Raw genomic sequence first — 19,974 nt, 5'->3', positions numbered from 1 at the left:
GGTGGCGGGGGTGGGAACAGCGGAAGCGACGGCGGACATGGGGCGACTCCAGCGGTGGGGGAACGCCTCCACGGTGCCGCTGGGCCCGAGTATTTGGCAAAACAGTTTTTGCAATGTTCTACATAAACTGTGCTAATACTTGTTACGCGATGACCACACGCACCCCGCCAAGTCCGCGTTTTTCCTACAAATCCGACCGGCTGAAGCCACTGCGCGCGTTCTGCCAGACGGTGCGCCTGGGCTCGGTCTCACGGGCTGCTGAGGCACTCTTCGTCAGCCAGCCGGCGATCAGCCTGCAGTTGCAGGCGCTGGAACGGGAGCTGGGGGTGCCGTTGTTCGAGCGCAGCGGGCGCCGCCTGGTGCCCAGCCGCGAGGGCCAGCTGCTGTACGAAATGGCACAGCCGCTGGTGGAGAACCTGGACGGGCTGGAGGCGCGTTTCCGCGACAAGGTGCGTGGCCTGGACGCGGGCGAGCTGAACATCGCCGCCAACAGCTCGACCATCCTGTACCTGCTGCCGAAGATCGTCGAACGCTTCCGCCTGCATCATCCGGACGTGCGCCTGACCCTGCACAACGCGATCAGCGCTGATGGCACTGACCTGCTGCGCGAGGACGCCGCCGACCTGGCGATCGGCTCGATGACCGATGTGCCGGCCGACCTCAGCTACGCGCCGGCCTACCGCTTCGAGCAGGTGCTGATCGCACCGCACGACCATCCGCTGGCCAGCGGCGGCGAACTGGAACTGGCCGACATCGCCCGCTATCCACTGGTGCTGCCACCGAAGCGGCAGATCACCTACCGCCTGGTGGACCAGGTCTTCCAGCGCCACCGCATCGCCTACACCGTGGCGCTGGAGGTGGGCGGCTGGGAGGTGATCAAGCAGTACGTGGCGATGGGCATGGGTATTTCCATCGTGCCGGCGCTGTGCCTGAACGAGGCCGACCGCGAGCGGCTGGCGGCGCGGTCGATGAAGCGCTGGTTCCCGGAACGCAGTTACGGGGTGATCGTGCGGCGTGGCAAGGCGCTGTCGGCGCAGGCGCGGGCGTTTGTGGAGCTGATCCAGCCGGAGTTGTTCAGTCCGCGCGACTACGACCAGAGCGGGCATTCCGAGCGGTGAGGGTTGTTCGGCAGGGCTGCGCCCTGCACCTGCCGAATCAACGTCAACGTCAACGTCAACGTCAAAAGCGGGCATTCCGTGGGATGGCGGGGTGGATCCGGTTGCGGGGGACGCTGCAAGTACGTCCATGTAAGCTCGGTCGCCGCATCCATGCGGCTCACGCCCCCGCAACCGGACCCACCCCGCCTTCGACAGATCTCTAGCGCAGTTGGTAGGTGTCGACCTTGGTCGACACGGTAGATCCACGCCATGCGTGGATGACGTACAAATGATCGAACTGTTGGATCCACGGGCTCTGACTCTGCGTGAAGCTCACGGCGGGAGCGATTGCGCCGTGGGGCCGTGCACGATGGCGAGCCATTGCGCGAACGCGGTGTCGAAATGTTCGGGCTGCAGGTTGGTCCAACTGCATTGGTAGATCCGCTGCTCGGATTCAACATCGAGAATCTCGGCATCGCATTCGCCGGAACTCCAGTAGGTGATGCGGGCGATGACCTGCGCGGTGCCGATGTCAAGCCTGCCAGCCGTGTTGGCGGTGGGGGGACAGCGCGTGGCGATGCCATGGGGTGCAGCCCAGGCCAGGAAGGCGTTCAACCATTCGCGGTAGATTGTCGGGTCGAAGGGCATGGGGTTCGGGCCAAGGTGGATTCCTGACCGTAAGATAGGCAGGCCGACCGGGCGCGTCATCTGCCGCTGCTGCATGTCCATCGAACTCCGCCATCTGCGTTACTTCCTTGCCGTTGCCGATACGCTGCACTTCGGACAGGCGGCGGAGCGGCTGGGTATGTCGCAGCCGCCGCTCAGCCAGCAGATCCGCCAGCTGGAAGATCTGATCGGTGCGCGCCTGTTCGTGCGCAGCCATCGTCGTGTGCAGCTGACGCCTGCCGGTGAGCTGCTGCAGGAACGTGCACGCGCCATCGTGCAGCAGGTGGAAACGGCGGTGGACGAGGTGCAGCGCGCGCAGCGCGGTGAGCAGGGTGAGCTGCGCATCGGATTGACCCGCGCCACGCCGCTGTCGCCGCAGATTCCGCGTTCAATCCTGCAGTACCGCCAACGCTATCCGCAGGTGCGGCTGCAGCTGAGCGAGATGAACACCCTGCAGCAGATCGATGCACTGCTCGATGGCAGCCTGGACGTGGGCATCATCCGCAAGCGCGCGTTGCCGCCGGAGCTGGTGGCGCACAGCCTGTTCGTCGATCCGTTGGCGTTGATCGTGCATGCCGATCACCCTGCCCTGCGCAGACTGTCGAAACAGGGCACGCTGTCGCTGCGCGACTTCGCGCAGGAGCCGTTCGTAGCATTCCGGCGCAGTGCCGGTGCGGGCATCCATGACCACATGATCGCGTTGTGTGCGGCTGCCGGGTTCACTCCGCGCATCGTGCAGGAAGCCGGTGAGGCATCGACATTGATCAGTCTTGCGGCTGCCGGTCTCGGCGCGGCGATCCTGCCGTCGTCCTGCGACCACATCCGGGTGGAAGGCGCGCGCTTCGTAGCGCTGGCCGATGCCGGTGCGCATTCGGAAGTGCAGCTGGCCTGGCGCCGCGAGGGTGTGACGCCGCTTATCCGCAACTTCGCCGGGCTGTTGCGTGAGGCGTTCGCGGAAGGGTGAGGTGCAACCCACCCGGTAGCGGCCAACCTTGGTTGGCCCACGGCCACGGCGCCGACCAAGGTCGGCATCTACCAGAGCAGGTTCACGCCGTCACCGGCTGAGGGGCGCGCTGCTGCAGCGCCCAGACGATGCCACCGCCGATCAGGGTCAGCACGGCGGCGAACAGGCACACGCCCAGCCAGTCCCACGCTGCATAGGCCAGGCCACCCACACCACCGAGCACGCTCGAACCCAGGTAGTAGGCGAACAGGTACAGCGCCGAGGCTTCGGCGCGCATCGCGCCGGCGCGGCTGCCGACCCAGCTGCTGGCCACGGAGTGACCGCCGAAGAAGCCGAACGTCACCAGCGCGATACCGAGTGCCATCGTGCTCAGCCACGGCATCGCCAAGAGCGCGATGCCGGCACCAATCAGTGCGAACGAGATCGACAGGATGCGCCCGCGCCCGTAACGCGTCGCCTGCTGGCCCATCCACGCCGAACTGAAGGTGCCCACCAGGTACACGCTGAAGATCAGCCCCACCACGGTCTGGCTGAGGTGGTACGGCGGCGCCAGCAGGTGATACCCGAGGTAGTTGTAGAGGGTGACGAACACGCCCATCAGCACGAACGAGGTAGCGAACAGCCACGGCAGCCCCGGGTCGGCGAACAGCGTGCGCCAGCGCGACGGCAATTGGCGCAGGCCATCGCGGCGCGGGTGGAAGTGGCGCGACGGCGGCAGCTGCAGCCACAGCAGCACGGTACTGGCGATGGCGATGATCGAGACGACGCCGATGCCCCAGCGCCAGCCCCAGTGGTCGGCGATGATGCCGGCCAGCAGGCGCCCGCTCATGCCACCGATGGCGTTGCCGCCGATGTACAGGCCCATCGCCAGGCCCAGCGCGCGGCTGTCCATTTCCTCGACAAGGTAGGTCATCGCCACCGCAGGCACGCCGCTCAGCGCCAGGCCGAGCAGCGTGCGCAGCACCAGCAGCGTGGTCCAGTCATCCACCAGCGCCGTGCACAGCGACAGCGTGGCCGAGGCCAGCAGCGCGGCGATCATCATCGGGCGACGGCCAACCGCGTCGGAGAGCAGGCCGGCCAGCAGCATCGCCACCGCCAGCGTGCCGGTGGTCAACGACAACGACATCGCGCTGCCGGCGGCGGACACGCCGAAGTGACGGCTGAACTCCGGCAGCAGCGGCTGCACGGTGTACAGCAGGCCGAAGGTGGAAAAGCCGGCCAGGAACAGCGCCAGCGCGGTGCGGCGGAAGGCCGGTGTGCCCTGCTGGATGCGGGTCTCGGCGATGGGATCGACAGTGGGGGGGCGGCGTTCGACGGCCGCCGCGGTTTCGCCAGTCATGGGATCGATGGGCCGGTGGGGCGGCCAAGCGTGGGAGGGAACGGGCCTCAGACTAGGCCCGTCCATCCAGTCGATCCATAACCTGATAGGTCAGGATTGATACATAAGAAGTATCAATTCAGCTTACAGACGCTGCCACTCGAAACCGTCGCCACGACGGTAGTACACCGCCACGGCGCGGCCGTAGAGCTTGTCGGCGTCAACGAAGCCGAAGAAGCGACCGTCGAAGCTGTTGCCGCGGTGGTCACCCAGCACCAGTACCTTGCCGTCCGGCACCACCAGGTCAGCGATGTCCGGACCGCCGCCCATGTCCAGGTCGAGGCGGGCACGGCGCTCGCCGAAGGCTTCCACGTCCTGCAGGTCGGCGATCTGCAGCGGCTGGCCGTTGATGCTCAGATGGCCCTCGCGCAGCTGCACATGGTCACCGGCCACCGCCGCCACGCGCTTGATCAGGCGGGTGCCGTCGGCCGGTGAATCGAACACCGCCACTTCACCGCGCTGCGGAACACCGGTGGGCATCAGTTCCTTGCCGGTAAACGGCAGGCGCAGGCCATAGGCGCGCATGTCCACCACCACCCGGTCGCCGGGCTGCAGGGTCGGCTGCATCGAGCCGCTGGGCACCACGTAGTGGTTGGCGAGGGTATCGCGGGCGGCGGCGAGCAGGCCAAGCATCACCAGCAACGGCAGCGCCTCCTTCTTCAGCCAGACCAGCGCGCGTTCGGAAAACGGGGGGCGGGCAACAGCATCCATGACAGGCTCCGGGTGGTTGGTAGCGGTATCAGACCACATGCGGGCGCAGGAGGTTCCCGGTAGCGCCGGACACGGGTTACGCAGGTTTTACGCCCCGGCCCGGCCGCGGGCATCGCACCTTTACGGGCAGCACGCGCATCGTGTGCCCACCGCGCCACAGGGCGCATTCCGCAAGGTGTTGTATGACCCTCCTGGTGATCCGCCACGCGTCTTCGTCGGCGCCGCGTCCGCAGCTGCCGGCGCAACTGAGCGGCCATCGCGTGCTGTGCAGCGACTGCGCCAGCCTGTCTGAAGTGCGCCAGTGCCTGTGCCAGCCGCAGGCGCGCTCGGCCGACTGGGTGCTGCTGGATGTCGGCGTGGCCGATGAGGCGCAATGGCAGGCCGAGGGCGGCGCGCTGCAGGCGGCGCTGGAACGGTTGCCGGCGCAGTACATCGAGCTGCAGGCCCCCAGCGAACCCGGCCTGGATTCGCGCCTGCGCCTGCAGCATGGTCCTGCCGCGGTAGTGGTCGACCAGCGCAGCCAGCAGGCCGGTTACCCGTTGTCGCTGGCCATTGTCGGCCGCCGCCTGGCACAGGAGGGCTGAGCCATGTCGATCTTCATCATCCGTGGCCCGGAAGCAGCCGGTGCATTGATCCGCACGGCGATGCCGCTGCCGGCGCCGGTACTGAAATCGCTGGTGCACCGCGCGATCGACGCCGGTACCAGTGTGGCGATCCGTGCCTGCGGTTCGGAACAGGAACTGCTGGACGCGCTGCGCGTGGCCGACCACAGCCGCGGCGAGGTGACCCTGCTGGATCCGGGTGCGTGTGCCAACAGCCTGCGCCTGCAGCGCCTGCTGCCGTACCTGCACAACGCCTATGTGGAAGTGCATGACGACGGCGCCGTGGCCGAGCCGTGCCTGCCGGCCGGTGTCGGCCAGCGGCTGGGTATCGCTGCTGGGTATGGCGCGCAGAGTTATGTGCTGGCGCTGGATATCGCGCTGGATCACCTGGGCCTGGCCGAGCAGGCGAACCGGGTGCATGTGGGGACGTAAGCCGCTTGTGTAGAGTCGAGCTTGCTCGACTGGCTTTTCGTGGAAAGACCGTCGAGCAAGCTCGACGCTACACAAAGAAAAACGGCGGGGTTGCCCCCGCCGTTTTCGCTTTCTTATTTCAGCCCGCGGAACTTCAGCAGCGGTTCCACCGACGGGTCCTTGCCGCGGAAATCGCGGTACAGGGTCGACAGCTCCACGCTGTTGCCGCGCGAGAGGATCTTGTCGCGGAACTCCTGGCCGTTGGCCGCGGTCAGGCCACCGTGTTCGGTGAACCACTGGTAGGCGTCATGGTCCAGCACCTCGGCCCAGAAGTAGGCGTAGTAACCGGCCGAGTAACCGCCACCCCAGATGTGGTCGAAGTAGGTGGTGCGGTAGCGCGGCGGCACCTGCGGCAGGTCGACCTTGAACTTCTTCAGCGCGCTGGCTTCAAAGGCGCCGACATCCTGCAGCGGCGCATCGGCCTTCTGCGTATGCCAGGCCAGGTCCAGCAGCGCGGCCGACAGGTACTCGGTGGTCGCATAACCCTGGTTGAAGCTGCGTGCCTTGAGGATCTTGTCGACCAGTTCCTGCGGCATCGCCTCGCCGGTCTTGTAGTGCTTGGCGTAGTTGGCGAACACCTTCGGATCCAGCGCCCAGTGCTCGTTGAACTGCGACGGGAACTCGACGAAGTCGCGCGAGGTGGCGGTGCCCGCGATCGACGGGTACTTCACGTTCGAGAACATGCCGTGCAGCGCATGGCCGAACTCATGGAACATGGTGGTGACGTCGTCGAAGCTGATCAGCGCAGGCTGGCCGGCGGCCGGCTTGGTGAAGTTGCAGACGTTGTAGACCACCGGCTTGGCACCGGTCAGGCCGTCCTGTTCGACGAACACGTCCATCCAGGCACCGCCGGACTTGCTGTCACGCTTGAAGTAGTCGGTGTAGAACAGGGCCAGCGAGGTGCCGTCCTTGTCGAACACTTCGTACACCTTCATGTCCGGGTTGTAGGTCGGAATGTCGGTACGCGGCTTGAAGGTGATGCCGTACAGCTGGGTGGCGGCGTAGAAGACGCCGTTCTGCAGCACGTTGTCCAGTTCGAAGTACGGCTTGATCTGCGACTCGTCCAGATCGTACTTGGCCTTGCGCACCTGCTCGGCGTAGAAGTCCCAGTCCGAGGCAGCGACCTGGAAACCACCCTTCTGCGCGTCGATCACCTTCTGGATCTCGCCGGCCTCGGCGCGCGCCTTGGCGGTGGCGGCCGGCACGGTGTCGGTCAGCAGCTTGAGCGCGGCGGCCGGGGTCTTGGCCATCTGGTCGCCCAGCTGGTAGTCGGCGAAGGTGTCAAAGCCGAGCAGCTTGGCCTTCTGCGCACGCAGCTGGGCCAGGCGCTGCACGGTCTGCCGGGTGTCGTTGGCATCGCCACGCTCGGCGCGGGTTTCCGAAGCCTTCAGCACGGCGGCACGCTGGTCGCGGTCGCTCAGCGAGCCGAGCACCGGCTGCTGGGTGGTGTTCTGCAGCGGCAGCAGGAACTTGCCATCCAGCTTGCGGTCCTTGGCGGCGTTGGCGGCGTTGTTGATCGCGTCCTCGTCCAGGCCGGCCAGCTTGGCCTTGTCGTCGACAACGACGGCCGCAGCGGCGGTGGCGGCCACCAGGCGGGTATGGAACTGGGTGGAAAGGGTGGTCTCTTCCACGTTGAGCTTGCGCAGGCTCGCCTTGTCGGCATCGGACAGCTGCGCACCGGCGCGCACCAGGCCGTCGTAGTAGTGCTCGACCAGGCGCTTCTGCACCGGGTCCAGCTCCAGCGTGTCACGCTGGTCGTACAGCGACTTCACGCGCGCGAACAGCTTCGGATCGAGGTTGATCTCGTCCTGGTGCGCGGCGAGCTTCGGCGCCACGTCTTCCTGGATCTTCTGGCGCGCATCGTTGGTATCGGCCTGGACCAGGCCGAAGAAGATGCGCGACACACGGTTCAGCGTCTCGCCGCTGCGCTCCATCGCCACGATGGTGTTGTCGAAGGTGGCCGGCTCGCTGCTGTCAGCGATCTTGCGCACGTCGGCCAGGTGCTGGCGCATGCCTTCTTCGAACGCCGGCAGGTAGTCGCTGTCCTTGATCTTGTCGAACTGCGGCGCCTGGAACGGCAGCGTGCTGGCGCTCAGCAGCGGGTTGGTGGAGGCTTCGGCCGGCTGCTGGGCCGGGGCTTTCTGTGCTTCGGACACGGGGGTGGACTCCTTGCCGGAACAGGCCGCCAGCGCCAGGCTGATGGCGGCGGCCAGGACTACGGTACGCGACATGTAAAACGCTCCTTGGGCAGACGGTATGGGATACCAGCCCTCCACCCTACTCCTGTCGCGCTCGCCCGGCATGTGCCGGACGTGGCGTCTATGCGGCGGCCTGCGGCTGGCTCAGACCGTACCGCGGGTCTTGCCGATCCAGGGCCGGTAGAACTCGCGGATGGCGGCCATGTCGGCGGCGTCATCGCCGGTCGGCGTGAACAGCGGGCCGATGCCGATGGTCTTTTCCGGGTAGTGGAAATACGCGGCCAGGATCGGCACGTCGGCCATCCGCGCGATCTTCAGGAAGCCGGCCTTCCAGTCCTTCACGGCCTTGCGGGTGCCCTCGGGCGTGATGGCGAACCACATCTTCTCGTTGTTGCGCAGCAGGTCCACGGCCTGGCCGACGGTGCCCTGCGGCGAGCTGCGGTCCAGCGGGATCACGCCCAGCTTGTGCAGCAGCGGGCCGAGCGGCCACCAGAACAGCGATGCCTTGCCCAGCACCTTCACCTTCATGCCCAGCGCGATCTTCGCGGCCATGCCCCACAGGCCGTCCCAGTTGGACGAATGCGGGGCGATGATGAAGACCAGCCTGGGGATGTCAGGCAGGGTACCGGTCACCTTCCAGCCGCCCATGCGCAGGGTGCAGCGCGCCAGCCAGCGCAGGAAGGCGTTGGGTTTGACCTGCGGCATCTGCGGCGGCACGGCCGGCAGCAACGAAGTCGGGTTGTTCAAGCAATCACTCCCAGTCACGTGATGAGCGCCCGCGCTTGATCTGCGCGCGCCCGCGTTTGGCGTCCAGACGACGCAGTTTCGACCCGAGGGTCGGCTTGGTGGCCTTGCGCGGCTTGGGCACGCTCAGCCCGGCCTGGATGAAGGCCGCCAGCCGATCGCGCGCATCCTCGCGATTGCGATCCTGGGTCCGGAAACGTTGCGCGTCGATGACCAGCACGCCTTCGCCGGTCATGCGCCGGTCACGCCGCGCCAGCAGGCGCGCGCGCAACGGTTCGGGCAACGAGGGCGAGTTGGCCACATCGAAACGTAGTTCCACCGCGGTGGAGACTTTGTTGACGTTCTGGCCACCGGCGCCACTGGCACGCACGAACCGCTCGACGATCTCGCCGTCGGGGATTTCAAGCTGCGCGCTGATGGTGACCGGTCCACTGCCCATCCGCGCATTGTAGCGGCAGCCACGCACCGGAGTGCGGCATCGCGCCCCGTATGCCGCCGATCAGGTACCGAACACGCCGCCTTCGCCTTGGCTGCGGGTATGCTGGCCGTCCCATGTACTGCAGGAAGCCCGCATGACCCGCACCGCACCCGCCCTGCCGTCCCTGCTGCGCCGCGCCGCCCTGCTGCTGGCGCTGGCCGTGGCGAGCGTTCCGGCCCTGGCCGCGCCGCCGACCGATGGCGACATCAACCGCCTGCTGTCGGCGTCACGTGCGCAGAGCATGATCGACACCATGCTGCCGCAGATCGAGGCGATGCAGCAGCAGCAGTTCCAGCAGGTAGCCGCACAGCGCCAGCTCAATACCCAGCAGCAGGAACAGCTGAAGCGGATCCAGGCACGGACCAGCCAGACCCTGCGCCAGGCCCTGTCCTGGCAGCAGCTGCGGCCGATGTACGTGGACCTGTACAAAAAGACCTTCAGCAAGGAAGACGTGCTGGCGATGGCCGAGTTCTACGAGAGCGCGGCCGGCCAGAGCCTGCTGGACAAGACCCCGGCGCTGATGCAGAACGTGATGGTGGCAATCCAGGCGCGCATGCAGCCGCTGTTTGCGGACCTGCAGAAGGATCTGGAAGCGATCGTCAACGAGCCGGAAAAGAAATGAGGTAGTGCCGGCCGCTGGCCGGCTCCCCATTACATCTGGAATCGCGCAGATGCCGGCCAGCGGCCGGCACTACCGTCAATCGGTATCCACCTGCCAACCGAAAAGGTCCAGCGCCTTCTGGAACCCACCGTCCAACGGCGCACGCACGTCCACCGCGCCACCGTCCGGATGCGGGAAGCGCAGGCGCTCGGCGTGCAGCAGCATGCGGTGCACGCCCTGCATGCGGAAGATGCGGTTGTGGCGACCATCGCCGTGGCTGGTGTCGCCGATCATGTGATGCGAGAGGTGCTTGAGGTGCCGGCGGATCTGCCGGAAGCGTCCGGTCTGCGGCTGGCAGCGCAGCAGTGCGTAGCGCGAGCTGGTGAATTCACCGACCGGCACCGACAGCTCGCCGGTGGCCAGGCGCTGGAAGTCGGTGATCGCCGGCTTTTTCACCGGCTTGCCCGGGCCGCCGTCCAGATCATGATCGACCTGCCAGGTGAGCTCGGCCGGCCAGCCCCGGCAGACCGTCAGGTAGTCCTTCAGCACTTCGCCGCCCATCAGGGCCTTGCCCAGCGCACTGGCGGTATCGCGGTCGAAGGCCAGCAGCAGGCAGCCACTGGTGGCCCGGTCCAGGCGATGCACGAGGAAGATCGGGCGGCCCAGCTGCTCGCGCAGGCGGTCGGCCAGGAAGTCGTCTTCGCCACGGGCCAGCTTGCTGTCGTGGACCATCAGCCCGGCAGGCTTGTTGACCACGGCCAGGCGCTCATCCAGGTGCAGCAGCTGCAGGGGCGCGGTGTCGGTCTCGACCGCGGCGAGGGTATCGGGTTCGGTGCTCACGGCAGGATTATCGGGGCTGGGCACTGAATGGGGTAGAGCCGGCCGCTGGCCGGCTGTCTCCGGGCAGTCGGATGGCTGCGGTTGCCGACCAGCGGCCGGCAACCGCGTGCCAACCAAGGTTGGCACCTACCTGTAGAGCGGTCAGGCGCTGCGCACGGCCAGCAGCTCGCCATTGCCCACCGGCACCAGGCTGGTGCTGAAGTCCGGATCAGCGTCCAGCAGCGCACGCAGCGGCTCCATCTGTCCTGCATGCGAAGTGGCGTTGTCCACCACCAGCAGGCCACCGGGACGCAGCACGCGGCGCAGCTGCGGCCACCAGCCGGCGTACTGCCCGCGATCCGAATCGAGGAACAGCAGGTCGATGCAGGCATCGGCGGCCTGCGCCAGCCAGAGCCCGGCATCGCCATGGACCAGGCTGATGCGATCACCCAGGCCACTCCGTGCAAACGTGGCTCGCGCCATCGCCACCTTGTCGTCGGCGTACTCCAGCGTGGTCACGTGGCCGTCGATGGCTGTGGCTGCCTCGGCCAGCCACAGCGTGGAATAGCCGTTGGACGTACCGATTTCCAGCACCCGGCGAGCGTTGCCGAAGCGCACCAGCACCGACAGGAATTCACCGGTGTCGAGCGTGATGTTGAGCATGCGTCGGCCGCGCTCGCTTTCGCGTGCGTCGTTGTCGGCGCCGAAGCGGATCAGTTCGTCCTTGAGTGCCTGCAGCATGGGGCCTACTTCCACCACGCGCGCAGCAGCGCCACTGCGCCGACCGCACCGGACAGCCAGCTCCACGCCGGCACGTCGCCCCAGTACCAGCCCGGCGGCTGCAGCACATACATCAGTGCAGCGATGGCCAGCAGGCCGACACCGGTGATCGCGCCGACCGCATGCTTCTGCAGGCGCTGCACGCTGGCATCCAGTGCGGCCAGGTCGCGCGAACGCATCGACAGTTCGTGGCGGCCTTCCACCTGCTGGGTCAGCCAGGCGTGCACCAGGCGCGGCATGTCCGGCGCATGGGTCATGATTTCCGGCAGGCGCTTGCCGATCTCGCGTACCACCCGGCGCGGGCTGTAACGCTCGCGCAGGATCTTCGCCAGCACCGGCTTGGCCACCGCCCAGATGTCGATCTGCGGGTCGAGCTGGCGGCCGACGCCTTCGATGTTCAGCAGGGTCTTCTGCAGCAGGATCAGCTGCGGCTGCAGGGTCAGCTGGTAACGCTGGGCCACGCGGAACAGCTTCATCAGCACTTCGGCCAGCGAGATCTGCGACAGCGGCCGGGTGAAGTACGGCTCGCACACCGAACGCACGGCGGCCTCGAGGTCATCGATGCGCACGTTGTCCGGCATCCAGCGCGCCTGCACGTGCAGTTCGGCGATGCGGCGGTAATCGCGGTTGAAGATGGCCATGAAGTTCTCGGCCAGGTAGTACTGATCTTCCTGCGAGAGCTGTCCCATGATGCCGAAGTCCAGCGCGATGAAACGCGGGTTGGCGCGGCGCGCCGGATCGGTGTCGACCCAGATGTTGCCGGCGTGCGCATCGGCGTGGAAGAAGTTGTCGCGGAACACCTGGGTGTAGAACACCCGCACGCCCTTGGCGGCCAGCGCCTTGCGGTCGATGCCGGCCTTGTCCAGTGCGGCGATGTCATCGGACGGGATGCCCCACACGCGTTCCAGGGTCAGTGCCCGCTCGGCGGTGTGGCTCCAGATCACTTCCGGCACGTACAGATCGTCGCTGTTTTCCCAGAAGCGGCGCAGCACGCTGGCATTGGCGCCTTCGCGCTGCAGGTCCAGCTCGGCAGCCAGGGTGTTCTCGACTTCGGCCACAACTTCGCGCGGGCGGATCTTGTCGGCGCGCGGGTGGGTGCGCTCGACCAGGGCAGCCAGCGAATTGAGCAACGCGATATCGGCGTCGATCTGCTTCTCGATGCCCGGGCGCAGCACCTTGACCACCACCTGGCGGCCATCGGCCAGCGTGGCTGCGTGCACCTGCGCGATCGAGGCCGAGGCCAGCGGTTCGGTATCGAAGCTGGCGAAGGCTTCGCTGACCGGCAGGCCCAGCGCTTCCTCGACGATGCGACGCGCGGTCTCACCATCGAACGGCTTGACCCGGTCCTGCAGCAGGGTCAGTTCATTGGCCACATCCGGCGGCACCAGGTCGCGGCGGGTGGACAGGATCTGGCCGAACTTGACGAAGATCGGGCCCAGATCCTGCAGCGCCAGACGCAGGCGTGCACCGCGCGACTGAGCGGCGATGTCGGCCGAGGCGCGCGGCACGAACGGCTTGGCCAGGCGCAGCCAGCGCTCGGCGGGAGTGCCCTGCAACAGGTCGTCGAGGCGGTAACGCAGGATCACCCGGCCGATGCGGCTGGCACGCAGCACGGCCTTCATGCGGCACCCCGCAGACGCTGCACGCGTGCACCGAGGCGTTCGACGTCGTCGCGCAGCACGTCCACATCGTCGTGGAAGGCATCCAGCTCGGCACGCGGCACCACGTCGCGCGATTCCTCGGTGATGAACTCGGCGGCGCTGTGGGCCAGGTCGATCGCGCCCTGGCGCGCGTGCTGAAGGGCACCGCGCAGGGTGTTGGCCACCTGCACGCCCAGCACCTCGCCGAACACGCTGACGAAGGGCTGCTGCCAGTCAGGGTCGAAGCCCTTGGCCAGCTGCTGCAGGCGACGCGCCAGTTCGGCATCACCGGCCACGCGCACGCGACCCTTGCCGTTGTTGTCGCCGCGCCGTGCGTTGGCCAGCAGCGGCAGCTGCGCCAGCACGCCGGCTAGGCTGCTGCGCACGGCCAGGTCGGCTTCCTGTGCGTCCACCGGGCCGACCCGCAGTGCATCACCGTCGACGCTGATGCGCATGGCCAGCGACGGCGCTTCCAGGGTCAGGTCGATGTGCCGGCCATCCAGACTGGCCAGCGCGTGGCGGGTATCCGGATCCAGCGCCAGCGCGCGGTTCAGGGCGATCTGCAGGGCGCGGCCAGCGACCGGCTTGAGGGACTTGAGCAGGGAGAGAGCCATGTGCGCATTCTACCTGCGTGGGTGGGAGGCTTGGGCCGGGCTGCCGCCCGGCACCCGCAGATGCAACAGCAACGGCAACGGCAACGGCAACAGCCGAAGCAACAGCGGGCATTCCGTGGGTAGGCGGGATGGGGCCGGTTGCGGGGGCCGCTGCAAGTACGTCCCTGTAAGCTCGGTCGCCGCTTGCTCGTGTGCGCTGTCCTGCGCACACGGCAAGACCGGGGTTGGGCGTCCTGCCCAACCCGCCCGAGGCATGCCTCGGGCCCATGCGGCTCACGCCCCCGCAACCGGACCCACCCCGCCTTCGACAGATTTCCTCGGCTGTTGGTAGGTGTCGACCTTGGTCGACACGGTAGATCCACGCCATGCGTGGATGGATTTCTGGTTCATCTGTGCCTCACGCGGGGGGCCGGTGAAGGTTCATGCTATGAGGCCACGCAACGCACAGGACATCGCATTTCCCATGGCACGGACCCGGGTCGGCATCATCTTCGGGGGCAAGTCCTCCGAGCACGAGGTTTCACTGCAGTCAGCGAAGAACATCCTCGATGCGCTTGATCGCGAACGCTTCGAGCCAGTGCTGGTCGGTATCGACAAGCAGGGCCAGTGGCATCTGAGCCAGCCGGACACCTTCCTGATCAATGCCGATGATCCGTCGCGCATCGCGCTGCATCGGTCCGGCACGTCGCTGGCGGTGCGCCCGGGTGCCGAGCAGGCGCAGCTGCAACCCTCCGATCCGGCCAGCGCGCTGGGCCAGATCGACGTCGTGCTGCCCATCGTGCATGGGCCGCTGGGCGAGGACGGTGCGCTGCAGGGCCTGCTGCGCATGGCCAACCTGCCCTTCGTCGGTTCGCCGGTGCTGGGTTCGGCGGTGGCGATGGACAAGGACGTGACCAAGCGCCTGCTGCGCGACGCCGGACTGAAGGTTGCACCGTGGCTGTGCATCCGTCGCCATCAGGCGGCGGCGGTCGATGTCGAGGCGGTGATCGCGCAGCTCGGCCTGCCGCTGTTCGTGAAGCCGGCCAACCAGGGTTCGTCGGTGGGTGTGAGCAAGGTCAAGGATGCGGCGGCTTTCACCGAGGCACTCGAACTGGCGCTGCGCTATGACCACAAGGTGCTGGTGGAATCGGCGGTGGTCGGCCGCGAGATCGAGTGCGCGGTGCTGGGCAACGAACATCCGCAGGCCAGCCTGTGCGGCGAGGTGGTGGTACACGACGAGTTCTACGCCTACGACACCAAGTACATCAACGAGGATGGCGCCGAGGTGGTGGTACCCGCGGATATCGATGCTGCAACCCAGGCGCGTATCCAGCAGATCGCGCTGCGGGCCTACCAGGCGCTGGAGTGTGCGGGCATGGCGCGCGTGGATGTGTTCCTCACCGCAGACGGCGAGATCGTCATCAACGAGGTCAACACGCTGCCGGGCTTCACCCGCATCAGCATGTACCCGAAGCTGTGGGGCGCCAGCGGTGTGGACTACACCACGCTGATCACGCGCCTGATCGAACTGGCGCTGGAGCGCCATGAAGCCGATCGCGGATTGCACAGCGCCGTGTAGAGGCGCTCTGTGTCTTTGTAGAGTCGAGCCATGTTCGACTCTACAAAAGGCGTGCCAACCAAGGTTGGCACCTACCAGACGATGGCGCGCCGACCAAGGTTGGCACCTACCAGACGATGGCGCGCCGACCAAGGTGGGCACCTACCAGACGATGGCGTGCCGACCGACGGTCGGCACCCACCGGAAAGAACAGTGCCGGCCAGCGGCCGGCACTACCCAGCGGTCTTCTAGCCGCGCTTGCGGAACATCGAAATCACTGCCAGTACCAGGAACACAACGAACAGGATCCAGGCGATGTTGCTGGCGGCACCGGCGATGCCGGAGAAGCCGAGCACGGCAGCGATGATGGCGATGACGAAGAAAATAACGGCGTAATGCAGCATGGTGCTCCTCGCAGATGTCCGGGCCGTTGGATGGCGTGGGTCCATCCTCCCGATCTGGCGGTGTGCAACCAGTGATGGCGACCTATGCGGCAGATGAAGCCTTCAGCCTGCGCAGCCCTTCTTCAATGCTGACCTGCGGCACGTAGCCGAAGTCACGGCGCGCCGGCTCCATGCTGTACCAGTGCGGCGTGCACAGCTGCTCGGCCAGGAAGCGGGTCAGCGGCGGCTCGCCACGCAGGCGCAGCAGCGGCCACAGCCGCTCGCAGACCGCACCGATGCGATAAGCGGTCTTGAAGCTGATCGCCTTGTCCACCGTTGGTGCACCCACCGCGGACAACAGCTTGTTGACCAGCTCGCGCATGGGCAGCGGTTCGCCGTTGGAAATGAAGTAGGCCTTGCCCGCACAAGCCGCGCCCGGTGCCAATGCTTCGAAAGCGAGGAAGTGCGCGAGCGCGGCATTGTCGATGTAAGTGGTATCCACCTTGTTGTTGCCATCGCCGACCAGACGCAGGCGGCCCTGCCGCGCACGCTCGGCCAGCCTCGGCACCAGCTGTTGGTCGCCCGGGCCCCAGATCAGGCGCGGGCGCAGTGCCACCGTCGCCAGCGAGGCATCGTTGGCGGCCAGCACGCGCTGTTCGGCGATCGCCTTGGTCGCCGCATACGGTGCCTGGAAGTCCTCGCCGTACGGCACCTCATCAGCCCCCAGGCCTTCCACCGGGTGGGTCGCGCGGTGGGTCACGCTGGGCGTGGAGGTGTAGACCAGCCGGCTGATGCCGTGCGCGCGGCAGGCGGCGATCACGTTGTCGGTGCCGACCACGTTGGCCTGGTGGTAGCTGTCATAGCTGCCCCAGGCGCCGGCCTTGGCGCCGTTATGGAACACCGCATCGACGCCGGCCACTGCATGCAGCACCGCCTGCGCATCGGCCAGATCGCCACGGATCTGGCCCACGCCCATGGCCTGCAGTTCCGGGTAGTGGCTGCGGTTGAACGCCAGCACCTGGTGGCCACGTTCGACCAGCCCACGGCACAGCGCCTGGCCAAGGAAACCACCACCACCGGTGACCAGGATCTTCATGCGCGCTTCTCCAGTTCGGCGCTGGCCCAGACGGCGAGCTTCTCGCGGCCGATCTTGGCGTTGTGACGGATATCGACGGGGAACGCGGGGTGCATCAGTACGTGCTGCAGGTTCGCCTCGGGCAATCGCAGGGTGGCCTGGGCGCGCAGCGCCTCGCGCAATGCCGGGCTGTCGCTCTGGCCACGCTGCAGTTCCACGCACAGCACCGGCACCTGCGCACCCGCCGGGCCAACGCCAACCAGTGCCGTGCGCGCCACGCCCGGCACGGTGTTGAACACCGGCTCCACCTGTTCGGTGTACAGCGGCCCCTGTGCGGTTTCCACGCGATGGGTCTTGCGGCCGCAGAACCACAGGCGGCCCTGCGCATCGAAGTAGCCCACGTCACCCATGCGATGCACCACGCGCGTGCTGCCATCGGCCAGCGTCTCGCGGATCTTCGCCGCCGCGGTGGCCTGCGGGCGGTTGAAGTAACTGTCGGTAGCGGTCGGTCCGGCCACGGTAATCTCGCCCACCTCGCCGGTGGCCAGCACGCGCGCCTGCGACCAGTCGGCCAACGGTGCGTCATCGATGCCGATGATGCGCACCTCATTCGGTTCAACCACGCTGCCCACGCAGGTACCGGCACCGGCCTCGGTGGCCGCGCGGGTACGCTCCAGCTCGCGGCCTTCCACCACCGCCACCGGCAGGCACTCGGTGGCGCCGTACGGGGTCCAGAACTGCGCATCGGCCGGCAACAGGCTGCGGATGGTGGCGACCACATCCGGCGGCACCGGGGCGCCGGCCGAGGTCACCCGGGTCACCGTCGGCAACGGCCGGCCGTGACGGGCCAGCACCCGCATCAGCGCAGGCGAGCCAAACAGTTGGGTCACGCCGAAACGCTGGATGGCATCGTGCAGGCGTGCCGGGTCGGCCTGTGCCGGCCGGGTCGGGTCCATGTCCGGGATCACCGAGGTCAGGCCCAGCGCCGGGTCGAACAAGGCAAACGGCGGGAAGGTCGGCAGGTCCACCCCGCCCGCTTCCATGCCAAAGGCACTGCCCAGCAGCTGGATCTGGCCGACGAAATGACGGTGGCGGTAGACCACGCCCTTGGGCACGCCGGTGGAGCCGCTGGTGAACAGGATCGCGGCCATGTCCTCGCCATCGGTGGCGGCCAGCATCGCCCCCCCGTTGGCACCGGCGCGCTCCAGCGCGGCCAGCGTGGTCCCGCCCCAGCCGAGGCGGCGGCCGACGGTGACCAGGCGGGTCGCCGAGGGCGCCCAACGCAGCACCAACCGCGCCACGTGTGCCAGCGGAATGCCGATGAAGGCCTCCGGCTGCGCCTCATCCAGGCACTGCTTCAGTGCGCGTTTGTCGATGCCCGGGTCGACCAGCACCGGCACCGCACCCAGTTTGAACAGGGCAAACATCAACAGGAAGAACTCCGGCGACGGCCGCACCATCACCACCGTGCGCACCCCGCGGCCGATCCCGTAGCCGGCCAGGCCAGTCGCCATGGCGTCGCTGCGGGCGTCCAGCTGGCGGTAATCCAGGGTCACGTCGTAGGCGGCCATGCCGTTGCCGGCGCCACGGCGGCCCGGGCAGCGGATGGCGATCTGGTCGGGCCGTTCACGCGCCAGTTCAGGCAAACGGGCGGCAATATTGCAGGGTCGGTTCATCCGTTCATTGTCGCCGCTTACGGAATTTCTTGCGCGGCGGCCAACTTCGTGGAAAATCCGCACCCTCGTTCCTGATTCCGACTGCCGCCCGAGGCGGCTTGCCCATGCAACATCCCTGCATGACCTGCGGCGCCTGCTGCACCCAATACCGCGTGGCCTTCCACTGGATGGAATCAGACGAGGTCACCCCCGGCGGCGTACCGCACCAGCTGACCGAGGTGCTGGACCCGCATCGCCTGTGCATGCGCGGCACCCACTCCAAGCCGGTGCGCTGCGTGGCGCTGGATGCGCAGATCGGCGTGTATTCACGCTGCACCATCCACCCCAACCGGCCCAGCGTGTGCCGTGAGGTGGATGCATCGTGGGAGTACGGCAAGGCCAGCCCGCAGTGCGACAAGGCGCGCATTGCCTATGGCCTGGATCCGTTGACCCTGGCCGACTGGCGCTGGCGCGACGAAGCGGGCAACGACGACGACCACCCGGACGACAACGGCAACAGCCCGTCACCGCAGGCGCCGATCGCGGCGTAGTGGTAGTGCCGGCCGCTGGCCGGCAACCTCATGAACCCTTCGGGTGTGCCGACCAACGGTCGGCACCTACCCATGTCCTCTTCCGGTGGGTGCCGACCGTTGGTCGGCACACCTCAGATCGGGTTCTTGTCCAGGAACGCGCGGATTTCCGGCACCAGCACTTCGTGCTTGTCTTCCAGCACGTAATGCCCGGCATCCTCGAAGGCATGCACCTGGGCCTGCGGTAGCGCCGCCTGGAAGCCCTTCAGGAAGTGGTGGTCGAACACGAAGTCGCGCAGGCCCCAGCCGAGGAAGGCCGGGCGGTCGGCGAACGACGGCAGCGCCTTGCCGGCCCGCTCCAGCAGCGACCAGGCCTTGTCGGCCGGCGACAGCGGGATGTCCTGCATGAAACGGATGGTGCTGATGCGGTTGGCGTAGCTGTTGTACGGCGACACGTAGGCGCGGCGCACATCGGCCGGCATCTTCCGCTCCACACCCAGCCACGAGGCACCGGACGAGAACGCGTTGAAGGTGCGGATGATCCACTCGCCGATCTTCCAGTGCCGGCCCAGCGCGATCTGCCACGGCATCGTCTTCGCTGCCGGCATCGGGAACGCGGCGGTGTTGAGCACCACCAGGCGCTTCACCTGGTCGTGGTGCGACAGCGCCCAGCCGAAGCCGATCATGCCGCCCCAGTCGTGCACGGCCAGGGTCACCGGACCGGTGATGCCCAGGTGCTTCAGCAGCGCATCAAGGTCGTCCACGCGCGACTGCAGCGTGTACTCGTAGCGGCTGTCATCGGGCTTGTCCGACAGGCCCATGCCGATGTGATCCGGCACGATGCAGCGGTACGTGTCCGACAGGCCGGCCACCAGCGTGCGCCAGTAATAGCTCCACGACGGGTTGCCATGCACCATCACCACCACTTCGCCATCGCGCGGGCCTTCGTCGAGATAGTTCATCGACAGGCCGGGGCGGACCTCGAAGCGCTGCGGGTGGGGGGGGTCGCCGGGACGCACGAACAGCGAATC

21 protein-coding genes are annotated in these 19,974 nt (G+C 67.3%); 7 read left to right on the top strand and 14 right to left on the bottom strand.

The window, feature by feature from the left end; translation table 11 throughout:
* The first annotated feature begins 149 nt into the window (after nt 1-149).
* Complete coding sequence (locus tag QRO95_RS21090) at nt 150-1,118, top strand: LysR family transcriptional regulator (RefSeq protein WP_285303424.1); 969 nt, start codon at nt 150-152, stop codon at nt 1,116-1,118.
* Nucleotides 1,119-1,430: 312 nt separating this feature from the next.
* Here the strand turns inward: QRO95_RS21090 and QRO95_RS21085 are convergent, their stop codons facing one another.
* Nucleotides 1,431-1,826 carry a hypothetical protein gene (locus QRO95_RS21085; protein WP_285303423.1) on the bottom strand — a complete coding sequence of 132 codons (396 nt, stop codon included), beginning with the start codon at nt 1,824-1,826 and terminating at the stop codon, nt 1,431-1,433.
* Here QRO95_RS21085 and QRO95_RS21080 point away from each other — a divergent pair.
* A complete protein-coding gene (locus QRO95_RS21080) occupies nt 1,819-2,727 on the top strand; it encodes a LysR family transcriptional regulator (RefSeq protein ID WP_182267045.1) in 909 nt (302 codons plus the stop codon). The two genes, QRO95_RS21085 and QRO95_RS21080, sit on opposite strands and share 8 nt — an antisense overlap.
* Before the next feature lie 82 nt (nt 2,728-2,809).
* Here QRO95_RS21080 and QRO95_RS21075 read toward each other — a convergent pair whose 3' ends face one another.
* Together QRO95_RS21075 and lepB are read right to left on the bottom strand one after the other, a co-directional pair.
* Entirely contained in the window at nt 2,810-4,066 is a 1,257-nt protein-coding gene (locus QRO95_RS21075) for an MFS transporter (RefSeq protein WP_285303422.1), read from the bottom strand.
* Between the two features lie 123 nt (nt 4,067-4,189).
* Nucleotides 4,190-4,816, bottom strand: coding sequence for a signal peptidase I (gene lepB, locus QRO95_RS21070; RefSeq protein ID WP_285303421.1), 627 nt, complete (start codon nt 4,814-4,816; stop codon nt 4,190-4,192).
* Nucleotides 4,817-4,998: 182 nt separating this feature from the next.
* On the opposite strand from lepB, the gene QRO95_RS21065 reads away from it, so the two are divergent.
* Nucleotides 4,999-5,400, top strand: a complete 402-nt coding sequence (locus QRO95_RS21065; RefSeq protein ID WP_285303420.1) for a hypothetical protein — start codon at nt 4,999-5,001, stop codon at nt 5,398-5,400.
* 3 nt (nt 5,401-5,403) lie between these two features.
* Nucleotides 5,404-5,850 (top strand): 3-dehydroquinate dehydratase, encoded by a 447-nt coding sequence (locus QRO95_RS21060; protein WP_004153636.1) that lies wholly within the window; start codon nt 5,404-5,406, stop codon nt 5,848-5,850.
* 113 nt (nt 5,851-5,963) lie between these two features.
* Here QRO95_RS21060 and dcp read toward each other — a convergent pair whose 3' ends face one another.
* The 3 genes from dcp to arfB form a co-directional block, all read right to left on the bottom strand.
* A complete protein-coding gene (gene dcp, locus QRO95_RS21055; protein WP_285303419.1) occupies nt 5,964-8,120 on the bottom strand; it encodes a peptidyl-dipeptidase Dcp in 2,157 nt (718 codons plus the stop codon).
* 111 nt (nt 8,121-8,231) lie between these two features.
* On the bottom strand, nt 8,232-8,792 hold the full coding sequence (locus tag QRO95_RS21050) for a lysophospholipid acyltransferase family protein (protein WP_223276957.1): 561 nt from the start codon (nt 8,790-8,792) through the stop codon (nt 8,232-8,234).
* 46 nt (nt 8,793-8,838) lie between these two features.
* Nucleotides 8,839-9,270, bottom strand: coding sequence for an alternative ribosome rescue aminoacyl-tRNA hydrolase ArfB (arfB, locus tag QRO95_RS21045; protein WP_032130467.1), 432 nt, complete (start codon nt 9,268-9,270; stop codon nt 8,839-8,841).
* Nucleotides 9,271-9,403: 133 nt separating this feature from the next.
* On the opposite strand from arfB, the gene QRO95_RS21040 reads away from it, so the two are divergent.
* A complete protein-coding gene (locus tag QRO95_RS21040; protein WP_032130466.1) occupies nt 9,404-9,931 on the top strand; it encodes a DUF2059 domain-containing protein in 528 nt (175 codons plus the stop codon).
* 75 nt (nt 9,932-10,006) lie between these two features.
* Here QRO95_RS21040 and QRO95_RS21035 read toward each other — a convergent pair whose 3' ends face one another.
* From QRO95_RS21035 to QRO95_RS21020, 4 genes are all read right to left on the bottom strand, one after another.
* The gene (locus QRO95_RS21035) at nt 10,007-10,774 is read right to left on the bottom strand and encodes a pseudouridine synthase (RefSeq protein ID WP_404830379.1); all 768 of its coding nucleotides are present in this window, start codon (nt 10,772-10,774) and stop codon (nt 10,007-10,009) included.
* A gap of 117 nt (nt 10,775-10,891) precedes the next feature.
* Nucleotides 10,892-11,470: an O-methyltransferase gene (locus QRO95_RS21030; protein ID WP_182267040.1), complete on the bottom strand. Its 579-nt coding sequence runs from the start codon at nt 11,468-11,470 to the stop codon at nt 10,892-10,894.
* A gap of 5 nt (nt 11,471-11,475) precedes the next feature.
* The gene (gene ubiB, locus QRO95_RS21025) at nt 11,476-13,131 is read right to left on the bottom strand and encodes a ubiquinone biosynthesis regulatory protein kinase UbiB (RefSeq protein ID WP_110710728.1); all 1,656 of its coding nucleotides are present in this window, start codon (nt 13,129-13,131) and stop codon (nt 11,476-11,478) included.
* Nucleotides 13,128-13,763: an SCP2 domain-containing protein gene (locus QRO95_RS21020; RefSeq protein WP_132808782.1), complete on the bottom strand. Its 636-nt coding sequence runs from the start codon at nt 13,761-13,763 to the stop codon at nt 13,128-13,130. Before QRO95_RS21020 ends, ubiB begins: the two co-directional genes overlap by 4 nt.
* 463 nt (nt 13,764-14,226) lie before the next feature.
* Between QRO95_RS21020 and ddlA the strand changes: the two genes are divergently transcribed.
* A complete protein-coding gene (gene ddlA, locus QRO95_RS21015) occupies nt 14,227-15,321 on the top strand; it encodes a D-alanine--D-alanine ligase (protein WP_285303418.1) in 1,095 nt (364 codons plus the stop codon).
* 227 nt (nt 15,322-15,548) lie between these two features.
* Here ddlA and QRO95_RS21010 read toward each other — a convergent pair whose 3' ends face one another.
* The 3 genes from QRO95_RS21010 to oleC all read right to left on the bottom strand — a co-directional run bounded on the left by QRO95_RS21010 (nt 15,549) and on the right by oleC (nt 18,434).
* On the bottom strand, nt 15,549-15,704 hold the full coding sequence (locus QRO95_RS21010; protein WP_004153593.1) for a DUF1328 domain-containing protein: 156 nt from the start codon (nt 15,702-15,704) through the stop codon (nt 15,549-15,551).
* Nucleotides 15,705-15,786: 82 nt separating this feature from the next.
* On the bottom strand, nt 15,787-16,779 hold the full coding sequence (oleD, locus tag QRO95_RS21005; protein WP_032130147.1) for a 2-alkyl-3-oxoalkanoate reductase: 993 nt from the start codon (nt 16,777-16,779) through the stop codon (nt 15,787-15,789).
* Nucleotides 16,776-18,434, bottom strand: a complete 1,659-nt coding sequence (oleC, locus tag QRO95_RS21000; protein ID WP_285303417.1) for an olefin beta-lactone synthetase — start codon at nt 18,432-18,434, stop codon at nt 16,776-16,778. Before oleC ends, oleD begins: the two co-directional genes overlap by 4 nt.
* Nucleotides 18,435-18,538: 104 nt before the next feature.
* Here oleC and QRO95_RS20995 point away from each other — a divergent pair, with 104 nt between their 5' ends.
* Nucleotides 18,539-18,964, top strand: coding sequence for a YkgJ family cysteine cluster protein (locus tag QRO95_RS20995; protein WP_004135417.1), 426 nt, complete (start codon nt 18,539-18,541; stop codon nt 18,962-18,964).
* 113 nt (nt 18,965-19,077) lie between these two features.
* On the opposite strand, the gene QRO95_RS20990 is transcribed toward QRO95_RS20995, so the two are convergent.
* Nucleotides 19,078-19,968: an alpha/beta fold hydrolase gene (locus tag QRO95_RS20990; protein WP_285303425.1), complete on the bottom strand. Its 891-nt coding sequence runs from the start codon at nt 19,966-19,968 to the stop codon at nt 19,078-19,080.
* Nucleotides 19,969-19,974: the final 6 nt, after the last annotated feature.

The sequence above is a fragment of the Stenotrophomonas maltophilia group sp. Smal13 genome (assembly GCF_030236855.1).
In the GTDB taxonomy this organism is placed as follows: domain Bacteria; phylum Pseudomonadota; class Gammaproteobacteria; order Xanthomonadales; family Xanthomonadaceae; genus Stenotrophomonas; species Stenotrophomonas maltophilia_A.
Note: the sequence above shows the minus strand (reverse complement) of the source record. Positions and strands in the feature narration are given on the sequence as shown.